Below are 19,426 nucleotides of genomic sequence, written 5' to 3'. Positions count from 1 at the left end.
CCCGTCGTACTCGTTGACGCCGATCCGCTTCAGCGCCTCGCCGCCGTCGAGCGCGACGTCGACGGCGTGGCTCTGCTGGCGAAGCCATTCGGCGACGGACTCCGCCAGCTGTGGCTCGTCCTCGACCACCAGCACCCGCATCGCCTCACTCCTTCTCGACACATGACTCGACTCATGACTCGACTCATGACTCGACTCTTGACCGGACTCGTGACCGGTCCCTCCGGACGGGTCAGCCTGCCGCGTACGGCATTTCCTCGACGTTAACCCGTGCCAGATCACCGGGAAACGCACACACGAGTTGGCTGGGCCCGCCGGCCCGGACCTCACCCGGCCGGGCCGGCGCCATCAACCATGACTCGAGGAGAATCCATGCTCACCCGAACATTCGCCGCCGCAGCGCTGCTCGCGCTCGGCCTGACCCTGACCGCCTGCGGTGGTGACGACACCGGCGGAATCGCGTCGGCAGGCGGAGACGGCACCGCCGACTCCGATGCGAGCGCGGCTGCCGGCGAGGAGGGCGGCGGCGACCGCGAGCAGATGCTGAAGTTCACCAAGTGCCTGCGCGAGCACGGTCTCGACGTGGAGGACCCGCCGCCGGGCGAGGGACTACGGCTCCAGTTCGGCGGTGGCGGCCAGAAAGTCGACCGCGAGACGGTGCAGGCCGCGATGGAGGCGTGCCAGGAGTACGCCCCGCAGGGCCAGATGGGCGGCGACAACCCCGAGATGCGCGAGGCCATGCTGGAGATGGCCGAGTGCATGCGCGAGAACGGCGTCGAGGACTTCCCAGACCCCCAGCCGGGCCAGATGGGCATGCAGATCACCCCGGAGATCGGCGAGGACCCGCAGTTCGAGGCCGCCCAGGAGGCTTGTCGCGACATCCTGGAGGACGCTCGCTCCCAGGCGCAGGAGGGCCAGGCGTCGTGACCGAGATCGATGACGTACCTGTCCGGCTGGAGTCGGCCGAGAGCGCCGGGTCCGGGAAAGCCGTCGGGTCACCGCGGCGCCCACGCCGCACCGCCAAGGTCGCCGGGATCGGCCTCGCCGTGCTCGCTGTCGCCGGAACCGCGGCCGCGGCCTATGCGTACGCCGCCCGCAGCGACGGCTCCGGTACGACCGGCCCACTCCCCCCGGCGACGGCCGAGGTCACCCGCGGCACCCTCACGGACGAGGTCACCGAGGGCGGCACGCTCGGCTACGGGGCTCTCGTCCCGATCGCCTCCCGCAGGCCCGGGACGGTCACGGCCCTCCCCGACGAAGGCGAGGTCGTACGCCGCGGCGAATCCCTCTTCGAGGTGGACGCCACGCCGGTGCCCCTCTTGTACGGCACCGTGCCCGCGTGGCGAGATCTCGCCCCCGGCGCCGAGGGCACGGACGTGAAGCAGCTGGAGAAGAACCTCTGGGAACTGGGCTATCGCGGCTTCGACGTCGACCAGGACTACACCGACGCGACCGCGGCAGCGGTCGCGGAGTGGCAGGAGGACCTCGGTGTCGAGGAGACCGGAAACGTCCGGACGAGCGACATCGTGGTCCAGCCCGCCGCGGTGCGGATCGGCAGCCTCTCCGCGAGCCTGGGCGACCAGACCGGCAACGGCGGCCCGGTGCTGTCCGTCACCGACACGGTGCCCTCGGTGACCGTCACCCTCGACCCCGCCGACCGGCGGGTGGCCGAGGTCGGTGCCGCCGTGGAGGTGACCCTTCCCGACGGCACCGGCGCTGCAGGAAAGGTCACCGACGCCTCGACGAAGGTGTCGGAGGAGTCGGGCGACGGTGGCGGCGAAGGCGAGGCCACCACCACGCTCGAGGTGGTCGCGGTACTGACGGAGAAGAAGGGCCGCGAGGCCGCTGCGGCCTACGACGCCGCCGCCGTCGACGTCACCTTCACCGCGGGCGAGCGCAAGGACGTGCTCACCGTCCCGGTCGCCGCGCTCTTCGCCCTCGCCGAGGGCGGCTTCGGGGTCGAGGTCGTCGACGGCAGCACCGCTGAATACGTCCAGGTCGAGACCGGCCTGTTCTCCGGCGGTCGGGTCGAGATCTCCGGCGAGGGCATCGGCGAGGGGACGCTCGTAGGGGTGCCGGGTGAGTGAGCCGATGATCGAGCTGACCGACGTGCACAAGACGTACGCCGGCGACGTACGCGCCCTCGATGGTGCCGACATCCGGATCGATGCCGGTGAGCTGGTCGGCATCGTCGGCCCCTCCGGCTCGGGCAAGTCGACGATGCTGCACATCCTCGGCACCCTGGACCGGCCGACCTCCGGCCAGGTGAGGATCGCCGGGCACGACGTGGGCGCGCTCGACGATGCCCAGCTCTCGGCGCTGCGGGCGAGCCGGATCGGCTTCGTCTTCCAGCAGTTCCACCTCGCCCCGGGAACGACCGCCCTCGACAACGTCGCCGACGGCCTGCTCTACAGCGGGCGGCGACGTACGGAACGCCGCGAGCTGGCCTCGCAGGCACTGACCCGGGTGGGGCTCGGCCACCGGCTCGAGCACCGGCCGCACGAGCTCTCCGGCGGCGAGAAGCAACGGGTCGCGATCGCGCGAGCCGTCGCCGGCGACCCCGCCCTCCTGCTCGCCGACGAGCCGACCGGCGCCCTCGACTCGGTGTCCGGGGCCGGTGTGATGGAGCTGCTCCGCGACCTGCATCGCGACGGCACGACCGTCGTGATCATCACCCATGACGGCGACATCGCCCGATCGCTGCCCCGTCAGATCAGCATCCGTGACGGACGGATCGTCTCCGACAGCTCCTCCCTGGTGGGTGGTCATCGATGAGTACGTTGGCACCCAAGAGTCTCAGCACCGGCGACCACCTGCGCGTGGGCGCCGCCGGGCTGCACACCCGCCCGATACGTGTCTTCCTCTCCTCCCTGGGGATCGCGATCGGCATCGCGGCGATGATCGCGGTGGTGGGCATCTCCTCGTCCTCACGCGCCGAGCTCGACGCCCAGCTCGACGCGCTCGGCACCAACCTGCTGAGCGCGCAGAACGGCACCACGATGATGGGCGAGCAGGCGGTGCTGCCGCTGTCGGCGGAGGGGATGGTCGGCCGGATCGGTCCGGTCACCGACGTCTCCGCCATCGGGATCGTGCCGGACGCCAAGGTCTATCGCTCCGACAAGACCCCGGCTGCCGAGACCAAGGGGATCGCGGCGTACGCGGCCCGGACCGACCTCCTCGACACCACCGCCACCGAGCTCGCCAGCGGCACCTGGCTCAACGACGCGACCGCGCAGTATCCGGCGGTGGTGCTGGGTGCGGCGGCCGCGGAGCGGCTGGGAGTGAGCTCGCCGAGCCCGGAGATCGAGATCCTCCTCGGCGGGCGCTGGTTCACCGTCATCGGGATCCTGGAACCCTCACCGCTGGTGCCGGAGATCGACACCGCCGCGCTGATCGGCTGGCCGGTCGCCCAGGAGGTGCTGGGCTTCGACGGGCACCCCACCACGCTCTATGCCCGAGCCGCGCCGGACCAGGTCGAGTCGGCCCAGGCAGTGCTCGGTGCCACCGCCAACCCCGAGGCCCCTGGTGAGGTCGACGTCGCCCAGCCCTCCGACGCGCTCGAGGCGCAGCAGGCGGCCGACCAGGCGTTCACCGCCCTGCTGCTCGGCATCGGCGCGGTCGCGCTGGTCGTCGGTGGTGTCGGGGTCGCCAACACGATGGTGATCTCGGTCCTGGAGCGACGTGCCGAGATCGGTCTGCGTCGCTCCCTGGGAGCGACGCGTGGCCAGATCCGGTCCCAGTTCCTGACCGAGTCGCTGCTGCTGTCTCTGCTCGGCGGACTCGCCGGGGTGGCGATCGGAGGGGGCGTCACGGTGGTCTATGCGCTGACGCAGGGCTGGACACCGGTGGTCCCCCCGTGGGCGCTGGGCGGTGGGCTCGGCGCCACCCTGCTGGTCGGCTGCGTCGCCGGCCTCTACCCGGCGGCCCGGGCCGCGCGGCTCTCCCCCACCGAGGCGCTCGCGACCCCGTGACCGCGGTGTCAGGCGCGCCGTCCCACCGGTCAGCTGGTGGGACGGCGCGTCGTCCTTGTTCAGATCAATGTCTCCGGCTGGGCCTTGCCGACACGGACCAGGGAGTCGAGCAGCCGGCCGAGCGCTTCGGGTGCATCGATGTGAGCGAGGTGACCCTGACCGGGAAGCCGATGGACCTCGGCATCGCGAGTTCTGCTCCTGACCTGCTCGAACGATGTCCCGTACGGCGCCGCGCCGACGTTGTCCTCACCGATGATCAGGTCGATCACGCCTGCCTGCGAACCCAACGTCTCCGGCAGCTGCGCCCGGGTCAGGGCACCGAGCTCGGTGTAGAGCGGTTCGCTGAGGCGGCACAGCGTGGCCCAGGCGTCGCGGTCGGCCCGGAGGTTCTCGACGTGTTCCGCCGAGAACCCGGAGACCTGGCGGTTCACGATCTCGACGCTGCGGCCCCGGTCGCCGAGCTCCTCCGCCTCCCGCAGGGACGGCAGTGCGTCAGCACCGAACCCGGGCGCTACCGGTTCGTACGCGATGACGTGCTCCACCGGCCGCTCGGAAGCGAGCAGGAGGGCGACGCGACCTCCGTAGCTCCAGCCGAAGATGTCCTGCGGCTCGCCGAGCTGCTCGATCACAGCCTTCAGATCGTCGACCTCGGTCCGGATCGAGTAGCTGTCGCCGAGCGGGCTCGACGGGGCACGGCCTCGCCGGTTGACGACCGAGACCGACGGCCACGCGGTCGTGGCCCGGGCGACGTGCCGCCATCCCCAGGCATCGCTCATCACGCCGGGAACGACGAGCAGACCGGGGCTGCCCGCGTCGCCGTACACGTCGACGGCGACCGATCCGCCGTCACCTGCTGTGATCGATTTCTGAAACGTACGCTCCATAACTCCTATTATGAAACAGGCGCTCTATAATTCAACCCATGAGCTCCCGACCCGTCGGACGTCCGCGGGCATTCGACCGCGACGACGCCGTGCTGGCTGCCGCACGGCTCTTCTGGAGCCGGGGCTACTCCGGCACGACCACGCGCGCGCTCAGCTCCGCTCTCGGCATGTCCACCTCGAGCATCTATGCCGCGTTCGGCAGCAAGGCGGGCCTCTTCGAGGAGGCCGTCCGCACCTACGCCGAGCGATACCGGACCATCTACGAGGAGGCGTGCGCCGAGCCCGAGCTCGGCGACGTCCTCGGCCGGCTGCTTCGTGGTTCGGTGGAGGAGTTCACCCAGCCCAGCGCACGGCATCCCGGGTGTCTGATCAGCAGCGCGGCGATGACGGACACGCCCGACACCATCGACATCCGAACGTACGTGGGCCAGCTCCATGCCTCCAACGAGCGGCTGCTCCGGGAGCGCATCGAGCGGGCACGCGACGAGGGTCGGCTGGAGGCCGACGTCGTGCCGGCGACGCTCGCCACGCTCGTGCAGACCCTGTGGCACGGGCTGTCGACACAGTCCAACCAGGGAATGGGGCGTGACAGGCTCCTCGAGATCGTCGACGCCGCCCTCGGCACGCTCCTCGATCACGCGCGTTCGAGAGTCTGACGGATCGGTCTCGGTCGGCTACTCGACCGAGTCCAGCGCGTCCTCGGGCACCACGGGCCCACGGTCGGCGGTGCCGGGGTGGGCGAGCTGCTCGGGGCGGAGCAGGTGGGCGAGCCGCTCGGGTGAGACCAGGCCACGCTCGAGGATCAGCTCGGCGACACCACGACCGCTGTTGAGCGCCTCGCGGGCGATCTCGGTCGCGGCGACGTACCCGATCTCGGGGTTGAGCGCGGTGACGAGCCCGATGGAGTGCTCGACCTGGGCGCGGGTGAGCTCCCCGTTGACGGTGATGCCGCGTACGCAGCGCTCGGCGAGCACACGGCACGCGGCGGCCAGGTGGGTGATGCTGCCGACCAGCGAGTGCAGGATCACCGGCTCGAACGCGTTGAGCTGCAGCTGGCCCGCCTCTGCGGCCATGGTGACGGTGACGTCGTTGCCGATGACCTCGAACGCGACCTGGTTGACGACCTCCGGGATGACCGGGTTGACCTTGCCCGGCATGATCGAGGACCCGGCCTGGACCGGAGGCAGGTTGATCTCGCCGAGTCCGGCCCGCGGCCCGGAGGAGAGCAGCCGCAGGTCGTTGCAGGTCTTGGACACCTTGACCGCGACCCGCTTGAGCACGCCGGAGAGGTGGACGAAGGCACCGCAGTCCTGGGTCGCCTCGATCAGGTCCGGTGCGGTGACCAGTGGCAAGCCGGTGATCTCCGCCAGGTGACGCCGGGCGATCTCGGCGTAGCCGACCGGGGCGTTGAGCCCGGTGCCGATCGCAGTCGCCCCCAGGTTGATCTCGTGCAGGAGCGTGACGGCCTCCTGCAGCCGAAGCCGGTCCTCCCCCAGCATCACCGCATACGTGCGGAACTCCTGGCCGACGGTCATCGGCACGGCATCCTGAAGCTGCGTACGTCCCATCTTGAGGATGCCGGCGAACTCCTCGGCCTTCGCGGCGAAGGCCTCCTCGAGGACGCGCATGGCGTCGGCCAGCGCGCCGACCGCGATGATGGTCGCGATGTTGACCGCGGTGGGATAGGCGTCGTTGGTCGACTGGCTGAGGTTGACGTGCTCGTTGGGGTGGAGCTCGCCGTAGCTTCCTTTGTCATGACCGAGCAGCTCGAGGGCCCGGTTGGCGATGACCTCGTTGGCGTTCATGTTGGTCGAGGTGCCGGCGCCACCTTGGATGACATCGACGACGAACTGGTCGTGCAGCGCACCGGCGCGGATCTCCTGGCACGCGGCCACGATGGCCCGAGCACGCTCCGGGTCGAGGAGCCCGAGCTCGAGGTTGGCGAGCGCGGCAGCCTCCTTGACCGCGGCCAGAGCGTTCACCAGGTGCGGATAGGTGCCGATGGTGGTGCCGGTGATGGGGAAGTTGGCCTGGGCGCGGGCGGTGTGGACGCCCCAGTAGGCCTCCGCGGGGACGTCGAGATCGCCGAGCAGGTCGTGCTCGCTGCGGGTCGGTGAGGTCATGGCTTCTCCGTCGGGTCGGTACGGGTCGGGGCGAGCGTCGTTGCGGGGCGCAGGTCGGCGGGGGCGAGCGGGGCGAGGGCAGCGGGGTCGACCCCACCCTCGGCGAGCAGGGCGAGCAGCGCGGGCAGACGGGCCCGATCGGCGCCATCGGCGACCTTGAGGGCAAGGCTGGTGCCGTCGGGGAGGGCGGCGACCTGGACCGCCTCGAACCCGTCCTTGGCCAGCAGCCCGGGAACCTTCCGCATCAGCGTGGTGACGTCACGACGGGTTCCGGCGACCATCTCGGGGTGGCGGCGCATCGCCGCGGCGACCCGGTGCTCGGCGCTGCCCCCGGGTGCCAGCACGAGGCGCCGGGCCGCGCGTGCGAGCCCGTGCAGCGAGATCCCGAAGAGCGGGGTGCCGCAGCCGTCCGCGGTCACCGTGGCGACCCGCTGCCCGGTGAGCTCCTCGACGGTGGCGCGAATGGCCTCCTGGAGCGGGTGGGCTGGATCGAGGTAGCGGCCGGGCGCCCAACCTGCGGTCACGCAGGTCGCGACCATCGCGGCGTGCTTGCCCGAGCAGTTGTGCGCGAGCCGGCTCCGCTGGCCGTCGGCGCGCAGCCAGGACTCCCGTTCGACCGGGTCGTACGGCAGGTCCGGCGGGTTCTTCAGCGCCTCCTCGCCGAGACCGGCGGAGGCCAGCAACCGGCGCGCTCCGGCCAGATGGACGGTCTCGCCTGAGTGGCTGGCGGCGGCGAGCGCGAGCAGGTCGTCGTCGACGTCCAGCCCGGCACGCACCATCGCGACCGCCTGCATCGGCTTGGCCGCCGAGCGTGGGTAGAACGCCGCCTCGATGTCGCCGATCGCCAGGCGCGCCCGGCCCTCGGGGTCGAGGAGGACCGCCGAGCCGTGATGGACACCTTCGACCATCTCGCCGCGCCAGAGCTCGACCAGAGGCTCGTGGACCGGCGCCCGCATCGGAGCCGGGTCGGCGACCGGTGTCACGAGGTGAGGCAGGCTCATCGCACCTCCATCGCCGAGGTGTCGATGCGGTCACGGACGACGAACCAACCGGCGACCAGAGCCACCAGCAGCACCGGCATCGCGAGCAGCGTGATCCGCCCGACGTGGTCGAAGAACATCAGGATCAGGACCATGGCAAGGAACGCCAGCGCGATGAGCTGCGGTAGCGGTGACCACGGCACCCGGAAGGTGGGACGCTCGATGACGCCGCTGCGACTGCGGCGCTCGAAGATCGTGTGGCTGATCAGAATGATCGCCCAGGTCGCGATGATGCCCACCGATGCCAGGTTGAGGACGATCTCGAACGCCTGGGCGGGGACGACGTAGTTCAGCCCGACACCGAGGACGCAGACGGCAGCGGTCATCAGGATGCCGCCGTAGGGCACCTTGTGCCGGTTCATCGCCGCGGCGAAGCGGGGCGCGGTGCCGGCCGCGGCGAGGGATCGCAGGATCCGGCCCGTGGAGTAGAGCCCGGAGTTGAGGCTCGACATCGCGGCGGTGAGGACCACCAGGTTCATCACGTCGCCCGCGCCGGGCACGCCGATGCGCGAGAGGACGGTGACGAACGGACTCTCGTCGGCGGAGTAGGCCGACCACGGCAGCAGCATCGCGAGCAGGACGACCGAACCCACGTAGAAGATGCCGATGCGCCAGATGATGGTGTTGATCGCCCGGGGCATGACGCGGCGCGGGTCCGCGGTCTCGCCGGCGGCCACGCCGACCAGCTCGATGGAGGCGTAGGCGAAGATGACGCCCTGGATCACCAGGACCATCGGGAGCATGCCGGCCGGGAACAGCCCGCCGTGATCGGTGATCAGCTGGGGTCCCGGGGTGGTGCCGTCGATCGGGTGCCGGGTCACGATGAGGACGATCGCGATCGCCATGAAGACCACCAGCGTGGCCACCTTGATCAGCGCGAACCAGAACTCCATCTCGCCGAACAGGCGGACCGAGAGCAGGTTGAGCGCCAGCACGATCAGCAGGGCTCCCAGGGCGAGCACCCATTGCGGAACCGGCGCGAAGAACGACCAGTAGTGGGCGTAGAGCGCGATCGCAGTGATGTCGGCGATGCCGGTGGTCGACCAGTTCAGGAAGTACATCCAGCCCGCGGTGTAGGCGCCCTTCTCGCCGAGGAACTCGCGGGCGTAGGAGACGAACGCTCCGGAGGACGGGCGGTAGAGGATCAGCTCACCGAGGCAGCGCACGACGATGAACGCGACGAGACCGCATGCTGCGTACGCGATCGCCAGGGACGGCCCGGCACTCGCCAGTCGCCCGCCCGCGCCGAGGAAGAGGCCGGTGCCGATGGCGCCGCCGATCGCGATCATCGTGATGTGGCGCGGCGTGAGGGACTTGCCGTAGCCCTCGTCTCCCGCGTCCTGGGGCTGGGGTTGGGCTTCGGCGCCGGTGGAGGTTGGCAAGGTCATCGAGCGGTGTTCCTGTCGGTGGTGGGGTCGCGGACGATGTCTCCGAGCGCGTCGTCGACGTGCTCGAGGTGAGCGCGCATCGCCGCCTCAGCGGTCTCCGAGGATCCGGAGGCGATGGCGTCGACGATCAGGCGGTGCTCGGCGTCGGAGGCCGTACGCCGCGTCTCGTCGAGCTTGTTGAGCAGGGCGGACTGGGTGGCGAGGGCCTCGCGGATCTCCTCGATCACCTTTCCGAAGACGGGGTTGGCCGAGGCGCGGGCGATGGCGATGTGGAACAGCGAGTCGAGGGCGACCCAGACGGCCCCGTCCTCCTCGCGTTCCATCCGCTCGAGCAGGCTGCGCATCTCGTCGAGGTCGTCGCCGCTGTGCCGGGCCGCGGCGTAGCCGGCCGCCGGGACCTCGACATGCCGCCGCGCCTCGACCAGGTCACGCGCGGAGTAGCTGCCGAAGGTCGGGTTGTCCGCAGCCCGGTCGGAGACGACGAACGTCCCCCGCCCCGACTGGGACTCCGTCATGCCGAGCGCCTGCAGGGCTCGTAGCGCCTCCCGGACGACCGGGCGACTGACCCCGAAATCGCGGACCAGGGTCGCCTCGGACGGGAGCCGGGTGCCTACCGGGAAGGTGCCGGACTCGATCTCCGAGCGCAGCTCGGCCAGGACGAGATCCATGGCGTTGGCACGTCGGATCGGTTTGACTGTTTGCCTGTCAGACAGGTTCATGGCGATGAGTGTGAGGGCCGTCACCGTTGCCTGTCAACCCGGCCTGACCTGCTAGCGTTGGAGCCGTGGGACTGATCGAGGTGGACAAGTTCTAGCCACCGCACTGCCGGTGGCTCTCGCCTGACGCGCTCGCGTCGGCATGCCGGCACGTCCGCCTCCACGGACGCGCGATCGCGACCCCTCCGGTCGACGTCGCGGTGCACTCGCCATCGACTTGTCACCGATTCCCGTCGCGCCCTCGTGGCGCTCGACGGAGGAGAAAGAGAACCCACCGCGATGTCCACCGCATCCATCACCCTGCGCGACCTCACCTTCGAGTGGTCCGACGGCACCGTCGCCCTCGATCACGTCAATGGCACCTTCGGCACCGACCGGACCGGCCTGATCGGTCGCAACGGCGCCGGCAAGTCCACCCTGCTCCGCCTCATCGCCGGCGAGCTGTCCCCGACATCCGGGCAGATCGACGCCGGCGGCGAGGTCGGCTATCTGCCGCAGACGCTCACCCTCCGGCGGGAGACCACGATCGCCGAGCTGCTCGGCATCGACGACGTCCTCGCCTCGATCCGGGCGATCGAGGCCGGCGAGGTCGACCAGCGCCACTTCGACGCGATCGGCGACGACTGGGACATCGAGTCCCGTGCCGACGAGGCCCTGGACCAGATCGGCTTCTCCGCCGCCGACCTCGATCGCCGGGTCGCCGAGATCTCCGGCGGCGAGGGCATGCTGATCGCGATCACCGGCCTGCGGATCCGCCGCACCCCGATCACGCTGCTCGACGAGCCCACGAACAACCTCGACCGGGCCACCCGGGCCAAGCTCGCCGAGTTCGTCGACCAGTGGCCGGGCACGCTCGTCGTCGTCAGCCACGACCTCGAGCTGCTCGAGCACATGGACAGCACGACCGAGCTGTACGCCGGGACGCTGAGCACGTTCGGTGGGCCGTACAGCGCCTGGAAGGAGCACCAGGAGCAGGAGCAGGCGGCCGCTCTCCAGACCGCTCGGTCGGCGCAGCAGGCGCTCAAGGTCGAGAAGCGGCAGCGGATCGAGGCGGAGACGAAGCTCGCCCGCCGTGAGCGGACCGCGAAGAAGACCGCGAAGGACGGCGGGATCCCGAAGATCCTCGCCGGCAACCGGGCCAGTAAGGCCCAGGCTTCCGCCGGCTCCCTGCGCTCGACGCTGGACGACAAGGTCAAGGCCGCCCAGGCCGCCGTGGACGCAGCCGGTGCCCTCGTACGCAGCGAAGAGCACATCCACCTCACCCTCCCCGACCCCGGCGTGCCCCGCAGCCGACGGATCGCGGAGCTGGAGGACGAGGGCCGGACGGTCGTGATCCAGGGGCCGGAGCGGGTGGCCCTGGTCGGCGCGAACGGCTCCGGCAAGTCGACCCTGCTGACCCATCTCGTGCAGGGCTCCGATCCGGTGGCCGGGCGGCCGCACGGTCGTCTCCTCACCGACCTCGTGGTCCTCCTCCCCCAGCGCCTCGACGGCCTTGACGACGAGGCCAGCGCGATGGAGAACGTCCGCGCCGTCGCGCCGGAGACGCCGTCCGGCACGATCCGCAACCAGCTCGCCCGCCTGCTCCTGCGTGGCGACAGCGTGGACCGCCCGGTGCGTACGCTCTCCGGCGGCGAGCGCTTCCGCGTCTCCCTCGCCCGTCTCCTCTTGGCCGACCCGCCCGCTCAGCTGCTGATTCTGGACGAGCCCACGAACAACCTCGACATCACCAGCGTCGAGCAGCTCGCCGAGGCGCTCGACGCCTATCGCGGGGCGCTGCTCGTGGTCAGCCATGACGTCGGGTTCCTGGAGCGGATCGGCATCGACACGGTCATCGAGCTCGACACGGACGGTCACATGCACCAGCGTCAATACCTGGACGGACCTGCCGGCCGCACATCACGTACCTGAGCCCGGGTCCTGGCGATGTCGTGCGATCCAGCTCGCGACGAGTCCGCCGACCACACCGGGGTTGAACGTCGGTGCCCAGTGCCCGCCCGGCACCTCACGGATGTCGATCGTCGCCATCTCCGGGTGCGGATCGGACTGGGTGACCGGTGGGATGAAGATGTCTCGCTGAGGAGTCAGCACCTGGACAGGTACGTCGGTGCCACCGCGAGCCGGCCTGAGCAGGCGCGGGAGCACGTTGGCGGCGTAGATCCGGATGGAGGCGGCGTTGCGGCGAGCGGTGGGCCGTGAGGTCGCGGTTCGAGCGGCTCGGGCCGCTCGAAGGCCTTCAGCGACAGCCTGATGACCGGGTCGATCAGGCCGAGGCGCGCCAGCACCGGGGCGATGAGCGGTATCGAGAAGAAGCCCATGTAGAGCGGTGACTTCCACATCGCGACGATGTCGTGGAACCGCCCGGCCCGTGCCTTGCGGCGAACCCACCCAGGGATGTGGTCGATGCACGGGCCGGAGATGGAGGTGAAGCTGAGGATGCCGTGGCGTTGTGGGCCGGTGATCAGGTGCCAGGCCTGCACCGATCCCCAGTCGTGGCCGACCAGGTGGACCCCTGCGCCGGTGTCGACGTGGTCCAGGACGGTCCTGAGGTCTGCGGCCAGCTGGTCGAGGCGGTAGTCGGCGATCCTGCGCGGCCTGCCGGAGGCACCGGTGCCGCGGGTGTCGTAGGTGACCACGTGGTGGTCCTCGGCGAGACGCTCGACCATCCCGTCCCAGGCGGTGTGGTCGTCGGGAAAGCCGTGGACGAGCACGACGGTCGGCTTGGCGACATCCTCGCCCGCGCTGTAGACCGCGAGCTCGAACCCGTCGCTGGTGGTCACCGTGGTCATGCGGACTCCGCTCTCGCGGCGAGTGCCTCGGCCGAGAAGTGCGTACGCCACACCGGCGTCGACCACCGAGCGCGCGCCGACATCCAGGCGAGCCCGACGCGATAGGAGATCTTCCGCGGGAGGAGGAGCCGCCAGAAGACCACATGGATGCGGACGCTGACACGATCCACGGCGCGTTCGGGGAAGCCGATCATCTCCCGCTCCTCGGGCAGCAGCCCCACCATGACGGCGACCCGGAGAAAGTGTCGGATCGGCGCGGTGACCAGCGCCCACAGCGGCAGCGGCATCGGTCGCAGCGCCCGGGGCGCCGGTAGACCGCGGGCATGGATCAGTCCGACCAGGGTCCGAACCCCTTCGTTGCGAGGGTCGGCCACGCGGTCACGCTCCGCTGGCCAGACCACCAGGAACTCGTCGTACGTCGCGGGCATCCCGAGCACGCCGAACCTCCGGCCGACCTCGATGAGCCCGAGATAGGCGTCGTCGCGGAACTCCCGGTCGGGCCAGCCCCGCAGCACCTCGTAGCCGCGCATGAAGCCGGCCGTGATCGCGGCCCAGTTCCACGTCCAGATGTCGCGGGTCCAGGCGTGGTACGTCGCCCCGCGAGTGTCCTCGCCGCGCATGGGCCGGTGCAGCTCCCGCATGGCGTAGGCGATGTGGTCGGCCTCCTCGCCGCCGTGCGCGACACCGGCGATCATCTCGATCGTGTCACGGAGCCTGCGGGCGAAGTCGAGGACGTCGGCATCGGGATCGGCGAAGACTCGGTCGCGTTTCAGCGTCGCCGCGGCGGTGGCGGGGTGCATGAGGGGCAGCAGGAACCCGGGCAGACCGTAGAGCGCGGTGAGCGGCTCCGCGAGAACCCGAAGTGTGGGCGAGCCCGGCGCGAGCAGCTCGGGTCGGCTCTCGGCACGCGTCGGCGGAAATCCGTCCGGACGCGTACCGGGGACCGTCATCGGGCTTCCTCGGCTGTGAGAGCGGCGACCGCGGTCGCGTACATCGTCGACTTGATCTTGCCGAGCGTCTCGGCCGGCTTGCCGGCGAGCGGGGCGACGCGCGCGATCGCCTGTTCGAGGAGCTCGGCGTCGGGTGCGGTTCCGTCGACGATGCCGGCGGCGAGCGCGTCAGGCCCGGGGAAGCGGCGGCCGGTGGTCATCGAGTCAGTTGCCGCACGCGGGGTGAGCTTGGCCTGGATCAGGGCAGCCATGCCCGGGGTGAACGGGATCTGGATGTCGACCTCGGGGAAGCAGAAGAAGCCACGGTCCTCACGCATGACCCGCCAGTCCAGGGTCATCGCGAGCATCGCGCCGGCGCCGAAGGCGTGCCCGTTGATCGCGGTCGCCGTCGGCACCGGGAGGACCAGGAGGCGGGCGAGCAGCGCCTGCACGTCAGCGACGTACGACTCGAACTGGTCGGCGTTCTGCCCGAGCCAGTCCAGGTCGAGACCGTTGGAGTAGAACTTGCCGGTCGCCGTCAGCACCAGCGGCGCCGGCGCGGCCACGACCTTGTCGAGCGCGTCGTTCACCGACGTCATCCAGTCGGGGCTGAACCGGTTCTCGGTGTCGCCGATGTCGAGGACGTACACGCCGTCTGTCTGGGTCAGGGTCGTCGTCATGGTCGTTCCTTCCGGGGTCAGCCGCGCGGGGAGCGCAGGCTCTCGAGGCCGTTGTTGAGGAGGTACTGGGTCACGTTGAGGGCGGCGTGCCGGTCGGGTGCCGGCTCCTTGCCCTTGGCCATCCGCCACATCTGGACGCTGTAGTAGGTCAGCTCGGTAAGGCTGTCGAGCATCCGGATCCCGCTGCGGCGCGGGTTGACGACGCTCTCGTCGGCGCGGCCGGCCAGCAGCTGGGCCGGGAAGTCGGGCTGCACGGTGAGCGGCCGTCCCAGGCCGACGACGTCCACGGCACCGGACTCGACCGCGTCGACCATCCCGGCGGCCGTACGGAACCCGCCGGTGAGCATCAGCGGCAGCGTCGGGAGCTCGGCACGGACGCGTTCGGCGTACGTGAGGAAGTAGGCCTCCCGGCGCCGGGTGCTCGCCTTCAGCGACGGGTCCACGCCGAGCATGGCGGCAGAGGTGTAGGTGCCGCCGGAGATCTCCAGCAGGTCCAGGCCCTCCTCGGCGAGCGCGTGGACGACTTCCAGCGACTCCTCCTCGCCGAAGCCGCCCTTCTGGAAGTCGGCGGAGTTGAGCTTGATCGCGACCGGGGTGCCTGCCCCGACCTCGGCGCGGATCGCACGGAGCACCTCGAGCACGAAGCGGCGGCGCTTCTCGGGTGTTCCGCCCCAGGCATCGGTGCGCTGGTTGGACAGCGGCGAGAGGAACTGGCTGATCAGGTAGCCGTGCGCGCCATGGATCTGTACGCCGTCGAAGCCCGCCCCGGTCACGACCCTCGCGGTCGTGGCGAAGCGGCGGATCAGGTCCTCGATCTCGGCTTCGGTCAGCGCGCGGGGCTCCGCGAAGAGGCCGCCCGTGCCAGGCACGGCCACGGCCGAGGGCGCCACCGGATGGGCGGTGAGCGTACGCGGCGTCTGCCGGCCCGGGTGGTTGATCTGCACCCACACCTTCGAGCCGCCCGCTTTGGCGATCTGCGCCCACTCGGCGAGGTCGTCGACGTGGCGATCGTCCTCGACGACGACGTTGCCCGGCTCGCCGATCGCGGTGCGGTCGACCATGACGTTGCCGGTGATCGAGAGGCCGACGCCGCTGTTCGCCCAGCGCCGGTAGAGGTTCTTGATGCGGCTTCCAGGCGTGAAGTCGCGACGCCCGAGGCCCTCGCTGAGGGCGGCCTTGGCGAGCCTGTTCGGGATCACGAACCCGTTCGGGAGCTCGAGCGGCTGCGCCAGGATCGACTGGTCTCGGGTCACGGGTTGCTCCTCGGTGTGGACGGATCTGCAGGTGTTGTCTTGGCAGGACGAGGTTCGAGCGGGACGGTGAGGATGGCGCGGACCGCGGCCTCGAGCCGGGCGGCGGTCGCCGCGTCGGCCTCGCGGTCCTCGAGGAGGCAGCGGCGCAGGATGCCGCCGGGCAGGTCGACGACACAGACCGCGATCGCCTCGACCGCGATCCGATCACCGCGGTCCCACACCCCGCGCGCCAGCGCGATGAGCACCTCGACGAACTTCTCCTGAACGGCGCTCAGCTCGGACTCGACTTCGGGCGGAACGTCGGCAGAGAAGAGCTGGTCGCGGCGTTGGACGAAGAACAACCGGGCGCTGGCCGGGAAGCGGCGTACGAACTCGACGGGGGTCAGCGCCACCGCCACGACGGCGTCCTCGCCGGAGGTCTCGGTGCCCTCCCCCATCGCCTCCGCCATCAGATCGCGCAGCCGGCACCAGGATCGCAGCCACAGTCGTGCGAGCAGCACGTCCTTCGAGCCGAACGCATGGTAGATCGTCCCGTTCGACGCCCCCGCCGCGGCGGCCAGCGAGCGCAGCGTCAGACCGGAGGGGTCACCGCTGGTCACGATCTGCTCGGCGACGTCGAGGAGGTCGTCGAGCGTGTGAAGTCGCTGTCGGGACATGCGTCGACTCTAAATAGAGCAGACGCTCTAGATCAATGGTTCCAGATGTGTCGCGCGTCACCTCGCCCCGGCCGGCGGCCGGCTCTGGGAGGGCTTCCACCAAGCTGCCTCGATCGACGAGAGCCGCCTCTGATCGTCACCGGATGGCGACGAGGACGCCGATCTTGTCGATGCGGTGCTCGGGGTTGTCGAACTCGTCGGACCAGTAGTTGCCCGCCGCGTGGTCCTCGGGCGTGGCACAGGTGGACAGCGTGATCATCGCTCGAGTCGGCTCCTCACCCGGCCTGCCGGGGACGGGCGCCCGCTGCGCCCTCAGCGAGGCCTCCGACCGGAACGACGTTTCCCGCGTGCCGGTGATGCGATAGACGTACGTCGCCTCCTCGGTGCGCACTCGGACCCGGTCGCCCGGTTCGAGCTCGGGCAGGCTGAGAAACGCCTGCGTGGACGAGAGCCGGTGCGCGGTCACCTGGTAGTTGCCGATCCCGCCCGGCCCGGTACCGCCGCGAGGCCCGAACGGGCTGGCCGCGACACCGCCGTTCTGGATCTCGGTGCCGGGAGCGTCGTCGGTCCATCCGCGGTAGGGCACGACCTCCAGGTCGGTGACGCCGATCTTCGGGATCGACAGCTCGCCGCGCATCGGGGTGCCTTCCGAGGACAGCGGTGCTGTCTCGGTAGCGGTCGGCGACGCGGTGGGACTCGGCGATGCCGTCGCCGACGACGAGGCCGACGGTGTGGACGTGCTCTGCCCTGAAGGGGTCTCAGTGCCACACCCGCCGAGCGCCAGGGCCCCGAGGACCGCGGCGACGGCCCGGAACGATGTGATCTTCATGGCGCCGCCTCGGGCGAGCTGCTGGTGGGAGACCCACCGTACGCCGCAGGTCAGAACAGCCGGTAGAAGCGCCAGAACCCGAGCTCCTCGATCGGCAGGACCTCGAACCCGGTGAAGCCCGCCGCTTCACCGTAACTCTGTGACCGCGACGACCGCGTCGAGCCCGATGTGCTGCTTTCAGGGCCGGCGCGGTCACTGCCCTTGCGGCTCAACCCTGGCCTGTGTCCTCGAAGATCCACAGACCACTGTCGCGGTCGCTTCCGAGGATGATCGTCCGGCCGTCGCGGACGAACACCTCGACGCCCCAGAAGTTGTTGCCGCTCTCGTCGAGGTAGCCGCCGACCTCCACCAGCTCGGTGCCCTGGATCTCGAGGGCTCGGAGCCCGCCGGCGTAGTACGACAGGTACGACCGTGCCGGATCGTCCGGGTGGGTGGCGACCTCGTGTACCGTCAGGTCGCCATACCCCGTCGCGTAGGCCTCCTCGTGAGCCTCGTCGATCGCATAGGTGTCGAGCTCGGCGAACTTGCCGTTGGTCGCCGTGTTGCTGAACAGGTGGACGTAGCCCCAGCCGTCGAAGGCGGCTGTCGCATCGATGCGCTCGCCGACGGTCCCGATCGCCGGTCCGTCGGGATAGGTCCACGGCGGCGAGAACGGGCCGGTGTTGAACATCTTGTGATACGCCTCGTGGTTGGTGCAGACGCCGACCACCACGTCGACGAAGGCGCCGGATCCGCAGAACGGCGGGTTCTCGGTACCGCCATGCCGCTGGACGAAGACCACCGCGTCCCAGCCGGCTTGCACGGCCTCGTGCGCCTTCTCGCCCGGGAAGCACGCCGCCTCCGGCGCACTCGGGTCGCCGGTCGGTCCGCGCTGCAGCACCACGATGCTCTCCTCGCCCGCTGCGAGCGAGGCCTCGTAGCCCGGGATCGAGCTCGGCGACGGGATCGGTGACGAGTCCGGGCAGCCGTAGCCGCCGTAGACGACGGGTCCGTTCAGACGCTCGTCGGGGAGGACCACGATCGGGGCGGATCCGGGCACCGGTACGGACGGGTAGCCGCCGGCGAACGCGCCGCTGGAGATCCGGAAGCTGGTGGCGCCGTAGGGGGCGAAGTCCTCGTCGGTGCCGATGAAGTACTGGTTGTTCGCCGTGAACTCCGCCTGGTGCCCGTTGCCTTCCGGCGGCAGGGCGACCCCCGTCGACTCCAGCAGCTCGGGATCGGGGTTGGTGAAGTCAGTGTCACCGACCAGGGTCGGGTTGACCGGATCGGTGACGTCGAGCTGGACGTACCCGCCGTCCCAGTACGACAGCAGCATCACCCAGCGGCCGTCGATCCGCTTGACGACAACGTCGTGCAAGTTGATCTGGACGAGCCCGAGCTGGACCTGGGTGATCCCGGGGAACATGGTGTCGAGGTCGAGCTCGCGGACGAGGCGCGGGCGCTTCGGATTGGTGATGTCGAGGATGTCGACGTCGGCCGTCTCGAAGTTGTCGACCATCACCGCGTACGCCTTGGCCCCGGTGTCCCAGGCGAACGCGCTGTGGATGTCGTTCGCGTCCCCGCGCGAGATGTTGGCGCGGTCACCGAAGTGCTCGGAGAGTTTGACCGGCTTCCTCGGGTTGGTGACGTCGTACAGGGAGATCCCACCTCGGCCGTTCTTGCCGCACTGCTCGTTGTTCATCACGAGGACCTCGCCGCTGAACTTGGGCGTGGTGATCGTGACCACCTGCATCCCCTCGCCCGGTCGGGTGTCCTGGCTGGAGGGGATGAAGCCGACCTTCTTCGGATCCTCGAGATCCCTGATGTCGACGACCCAGGCGCCTGCGTCCGGCGAGGTCTGGCCGCCGACCTCCGGTCCTGCGCAGTCGGGCTCGCCCCAGTTCGCGAGGTACGCCCACTGCCCGTCCGGGCTGACGGCCACGTCGGCGACGAGCTCGGGCGCGGTGGTGAGACGCTCGACCGACAACAGGTCGATGGTGCCGAACGCCCCGGTGCCGGTCAGATGCCCCTCGGTCGGGCCGTGCTGACCGGGGTGCGAGCTCACTGACCCCGCTGCCCACAGCTGTCCGACGAGTAGTAGGGCTGCGGCGACGAACGCTGACGAAAGACGACCCTTGCGACCCATTTCGGGCTCCTCTCGGTGCCGATCGAGCGCCGATCTCCCGAGAGAC

At 70.3% G+C, this 19,426-nt stretch carries 20 protein-coding genes and 1 pseudogene; 6 read left to right on the top strand and 15 right to left on the bottom strand.

The annotated features are described in order from the left end of the window. Positions 1-141 (bottom strand): annotated as a pseudogene (locus ACFVJS_RS08900) (response regulator transcription factor); the annotation flags it as partial. Positions 142-372: 231 nt separating this feature from the next. Here ACFVJS_RS08900 and ACFVJS_RS08895 point away from each other — a divergent pair. The 4 genes from ACFVJS_RS08895 to ACFVJS_RS08880 are packed head-to-tail and all read left to right on the top strand — an operon-like array spanning position 373 to position 3,971. Then, positions 373-927: a hypothetical protein gene (locus ACFVJS_RS08895; RefSeq protein WP_378878543.1), complete on the top strand. Its 555-nt coding sequence runs from the start codon at positions 373-375 to the stop codon at positions 925-927. After that, positions 924-2,087: an efflux RND transporter periplasmic adaptor subunit gene (locus tag ACFVJS_RS08890; RefSeq protein WP_378878541.1), complete on the top strand. Its 1,164-nt coding sequence runs from the start codon at positions 924-926 to the stop codon at positions 2,085-2,087. Before ACFVJS_RS08895 ends, ACFVJS_RS08890 begins: the two co-directional genes overlap by 4 nt. Positions 2,088-2,091: 4 nt before the next feature. Then, positions 2,092-2,775: an ABC transporter ATP-binding protein gene (locus tag ACFVJS_RS08885; RefSeq protein WP_378878547.1), complete on the top strand. Its 684-nt coding sequence runs from the start codon at positions 2,092-2,094 to the stop codon at positions 2,773-2,775. Beyond that, a complete protein-coding gene (locus tag ACFVJS_RS08880; protein ID WP_378878540.1) occupies positions 2,772-3,971 on the top strand; it encodes an ABC transporter permease in 1,200 nt (399 codons plus the stop codon). Before ACFVJS_RS08885 ends, ACFVJS_RS08880 begins: the two co-directional genes overlap by 4 nt. Before the next feature lie 59 nt (positions 3,972-4,030). On the opposite strand, the gene ACFVJS_RS08875 is transcribed toward ACFVJS_RS08880, so the two are convergent. Beyond that, positions 4,031-4,855, bottom strand: coding sequence for an alpha/beta fold hydrolase (locus ACFVJS_RS08875; protein WP_378878538.1), 825 nt, complete (start codon positions 4,853-4,855; stop codon positions 4,031-4,033). A gap of 38 nt (positions 4,856-4,893) precedes the next feature. Here ACFVJS_RS08875 and ACFVJS_RS08870 point away from each other — a divergent pair, with 38 nt between their 5' ends. Then, positions 4,894-5,511 (top strand): TetR/AcrR family transcriptional regulator, encoded by a 618-nt coding sequence (locus ACFVJS_RS08870; protein WP_378878536.1) that lies wholly within the window; start codon positions 4,894-4,896, stop codon positions 5,509-5,511. An 18-nt stretch (positions 5,512-5,529) separates the two neighbouring features. Here ACFVJS_RS08870 and aspA read toward each other — a convergent pair whose 3' ends face one another. The 4 genes from aspA to ACFVJS_RS08850 are packed head-to-tail and all read right to left on the bottom strand — an operon-like array spanning position 5,530 to position 10,074. Next, on the bottom strand, positions 5,530-6,978 hold the full coding sequence (gene aspA / locus ACFVJS_RS08865) for an aspartate ammonia-lyase (RefSeq protein WP_378878534.1): 1,449 nt from the start codon (positions 6,976-6,978) through the stop codon (positions 5,530-5,532). Further along, on the bottom strand, positions 6,975-7,979 hold the full coding sequence (locus ACFVJS_RS08860) for an asparaginase (protein WP_378878533.1): 1,005 nt from the start codon (positions 7,977-7,979) through the stop codon (positions 6,975-6,977). Before ACFVJS_RS08860 ends, aspA begins: the two co-directional genes overlap by 4 nt. After that, positions 7,976-9,406, bottom strand: a complete 1,431-nt coding sequence (locus tag ACFVJS_RS08855) for an amino acid permease (RefSeq protein ID WP_378878531.1) — start codon at positions 9,404-9,406, stop codon at positions 7,976-7,978. Before ACFVJS_RS08855 ends, ACFVJS_RS08860 begins: the two co-directional genes overlap by 4 nt. Then, positions 9,403-10,074: a FadR/GntR family transcriptional regulator gene (locus ACFVJS_RS08850; RefSeq protein ID WP_378878529.1), complete on the bottom strand. Its 672-nt coding sequence runs from the start codon at positions 10,072-10,074 to the stop codon at positions 9,403-9,405. The genes ACFVJS_RS08855 and ACFVJS_RS08850 overlap by 4 nt, the downstream gene beginning before the upstream one ends. Before the next feature lie 327 nt (positions 10,075-10,401). On the opposite strand from ACFVJS_RS08850, the gene ACFVJS_RS08845 reads away from it, so the two are divergent. After that, positions 10,402-12,030, top strand: coding sequence for an ABC-F family ATP-binding cassette domain-containing protein (locus ACFVJS_RS08845; protein WP_378878527.1), 1,629 nt, complete (start codon positions 10,402-10,404; stop codon positions 12,028-12,030). On the opposite strand, the gene ACFVJS_RS08840 is transcribed toward ACFVJS_RS08845, so the two are convergent. From ACFVJS_RS08840 to ACFVJS_RS08800, 9 genes are all read right to left on the bottom strand, one after another. Further along, a complete protein-coding gene (locus ACFVJS_RS08840; RefSeq protein WP_378878526.1) occupies positions 12,019-12,210 on the bottom strand; it encodes a hypothetical protein in 192 nt (63 codons plus the stop codon). The two genes, ACFVJS_RS08845 and ACFVJS_RS08840, sit on opposite strands and share 12 nt — an antisense overlap. After that, a complete protein-coding gene (locus tag ACFVJS_RS08835; protein WP_378878525.1) occupies positions 12,204-12,908 on the bottom strand; it encodes an alpha/beta fold hydrolase in 705 nt (234 codons plus the stop codon). The genes ACFVJS_RS08840 and ACFVJS_RS08835 overlap by 7 nt, the downstream gene beginning before the upstream one ends. Next, on the bottom strand, positions 12,905-13,858 hold the full coding sequence (locus ACFVJS_RS08830; protein WP_378878523.1) for an oxygenase MpaB family protein: 954 nt from the start codon (positions 13,856-13,858) through the stop codon (positions 12,905-12,907). The genes ACFVJS_RS08835 and ACFVJS_RS08830 overlap by 4 nt, the downstream gene beginning before the upstream one ends. Continuing rightward, positions 13,855-14,517: an enoyl-CoA hydratase-related protein gene (locus tag ACFVJS_RS08825; RefSeq protein ID WP_378878521.1), complete on the bottom strand. Its 663-nt coding sequence runs from the start codon at positions 14,515-14,517 to the stop codon at positions 13,855-13,857. The genes ACFVJS_RS08830 and ACFVJS_RS08825 overlap by 4 nt, the downstream gene beginning before the upstream one ends. A 17-nt stretch (positions 14,518-14,534) precedes the next feature. Beyond that, on the bottom strand, positions 14,535-15,770 hold the full coding sequence (locus tag ACFVJS_RS08820) for an NADH:flavin oxidoreductase/NADH oxidase family protein (RefSeq protein WP_378878519.1): 1,236 nt from the start codon (positions 15,768-15,770) through the stop codon (positions 14,535-14,537). Continuing rightward, entirely contained in the window at positions 15,767-16,426 is a 660-nt protein-coding gene (locus ACFVJS_RS08815) for a TetR/AcrR family transcriptional regulator (RefSeq protein ID WP_378878518.1), read from the bottom strand. Before ACFVJS_RS08815 ends, ACFVJS_RS08820 begins: the two co-directional genes overlap by 4 nt. A 136-nt stretch (positions 16,427-16,562) precedes the next feature. After that, entirely contained in the window at positions 16,563-17,255 is a 693-nt protein-coding gene (locus ACFVJS_RS08810; protein WP_378878517.1) for a class E sortase, read from the bottom strand. A 50-nt stretch (positions 17,256-17,305) separates the two neighbouring features. Beyond that, positions 17,306-17,467 (bottom strand): hypothetical protein, encoded by a 162-nt coding sequence (locus tag ACFVJS_RS08805; RefSeq protein WP_378878516.1) that lies wholly within the window; start codon positions 17,465-17,467, stop codon positions 17,306-17,308. Next, on the bottom strand, positions 17,464-19,299 hold the full coding sequence (locus tag ACFVJS_RS08800) for an LVIVD repeat-containing protein (protein WP_378878515.1): 1,836 nt from the start codon (positions 19,297-19,299) through the stop codon (positions 17,464-17,466). The genes ACFVJS_RS08805 and ACFVJS_RS08800 overlap by 4 nt, the downstream gene beginning before the upstream one ends. Between the last annotated feature and the right edge of the window lie 127 nt (positions 19,300-19,426).

Source organism: Nocardioides sp. NPDC057772 (assembly GCF_042798075.1).
Lineage (GTDB): Bacteria > Actinomycetota > Actinomycetes > Propionibacteriales > Nocardioidaceae > Nocardioides.
Note: the sequence above shows the minus strand (reverse complement) of the source record. Positions and strands in the feature narration are given on the sequence as shown.

Coding starts and splice junctions, on each gene's coding strand:
- ACFVJS_RS08885 (WP_378878547.1), top strand. CDS start 2,092: ATGATCGAGCTGACCGACGTGCACAAGACGTACGCCGGCGACGTACGC.
- ACFVJS_RS08860 (WP_378878533.1), bottom strand. CDS start 7,979: ATGAGCCTGCCTCACCTCGTGACACCGGTCGCCGACCCGGCTCCGATG.
- ACFVJS_RS08810 (WP_378878517.1), bottom strand. CDS start 17,255: ATGAAGATCACATCGTTCCGGGCCGTCGCCGCGGTCCTCGGGGCCCTG.
- ACFVJS_RS08875 (WP_378878538.1), bottom strand. CDS start 4,855: ATGGAGCGTACGTTTCAGAAATCGATCACAGCAGGTGACGGCGGATCG.
- ACFVJS_RS08870 (WP_378878536.1), top strand. CDS start 4,894: ATGAGCTCCCGACCCGTCGGACGTCCGCGGGCATTCGACCGCGACGAC.
- ACFVJS_RS08895 (WP_378878543.1), top strand. CDS start 373: ATGCTCACCCGAACATTCGCCGCCGCAGCGCTGCTCGCGCTCGGCCTG.
- ACFVJS_RS08880 (WP_378878540.1), top strand. CDS start 2,772: ATGAGTACGTTGGCACCCAAGAGTCTCAGCACCGGCGACCACCTGCGC.
- ACFVJS_RS08830 (WP_378878523.1), bottom strand. CDS start 13,858: ATGACGGTCCCCGGTACGCGTCCGGACGGATTTCCGCCGACGCGTGCC.
- ACFVJS_RS08845 (WP_378878527.1), top strand. CDS start 10,402: ATGTCCACCGCATCCATCACCCTGCGCGACCTCACCTTCGAGTGGTCC.
- ACFVJS_RS08825 (WP_378878521.1), bottom strand. CDS start 14,517: ATGACGACGACCCTGACCCAGACAGACGGCGTGTACGTCCTCGACATC.
- ACFVJS_RS08815 (WP_378878518.1), bottom strand. CDS start 16,426: ATGTCCCGACAGCGACTTCACACGCTCGACGACCTCCTCGACGTCGCC.
- ACFVJS_RS08855 (WP_378878531.1), bottom strand. CDS start 9,406: ATGACCTTGCCAACCTCCACCGGCGCCGAAGCCCAACCCCAGCCCCAG.
- ACFVJS_RS08850 (WP_378878529.1), bottom strand. CDS start 10,074: ATGGATCTCGTCCTGGCCGAGCTGCGCTCGGAGATCGAGTCCGGCACC.
- aspA (WP_378878534.1), bottom strand. CDS start 6,978: ATGACCTCACCGACCCGCAGCGAGCACGACCTGCTCGGCGATCTCGAC.
- ACFVJS_RS08835 (WP_378878525.1), bottom strand. CDS start 12,908: ATGACCACGGTGACCACCAGCGACGGGTTCGAGCTCGCGGTCTACAGC.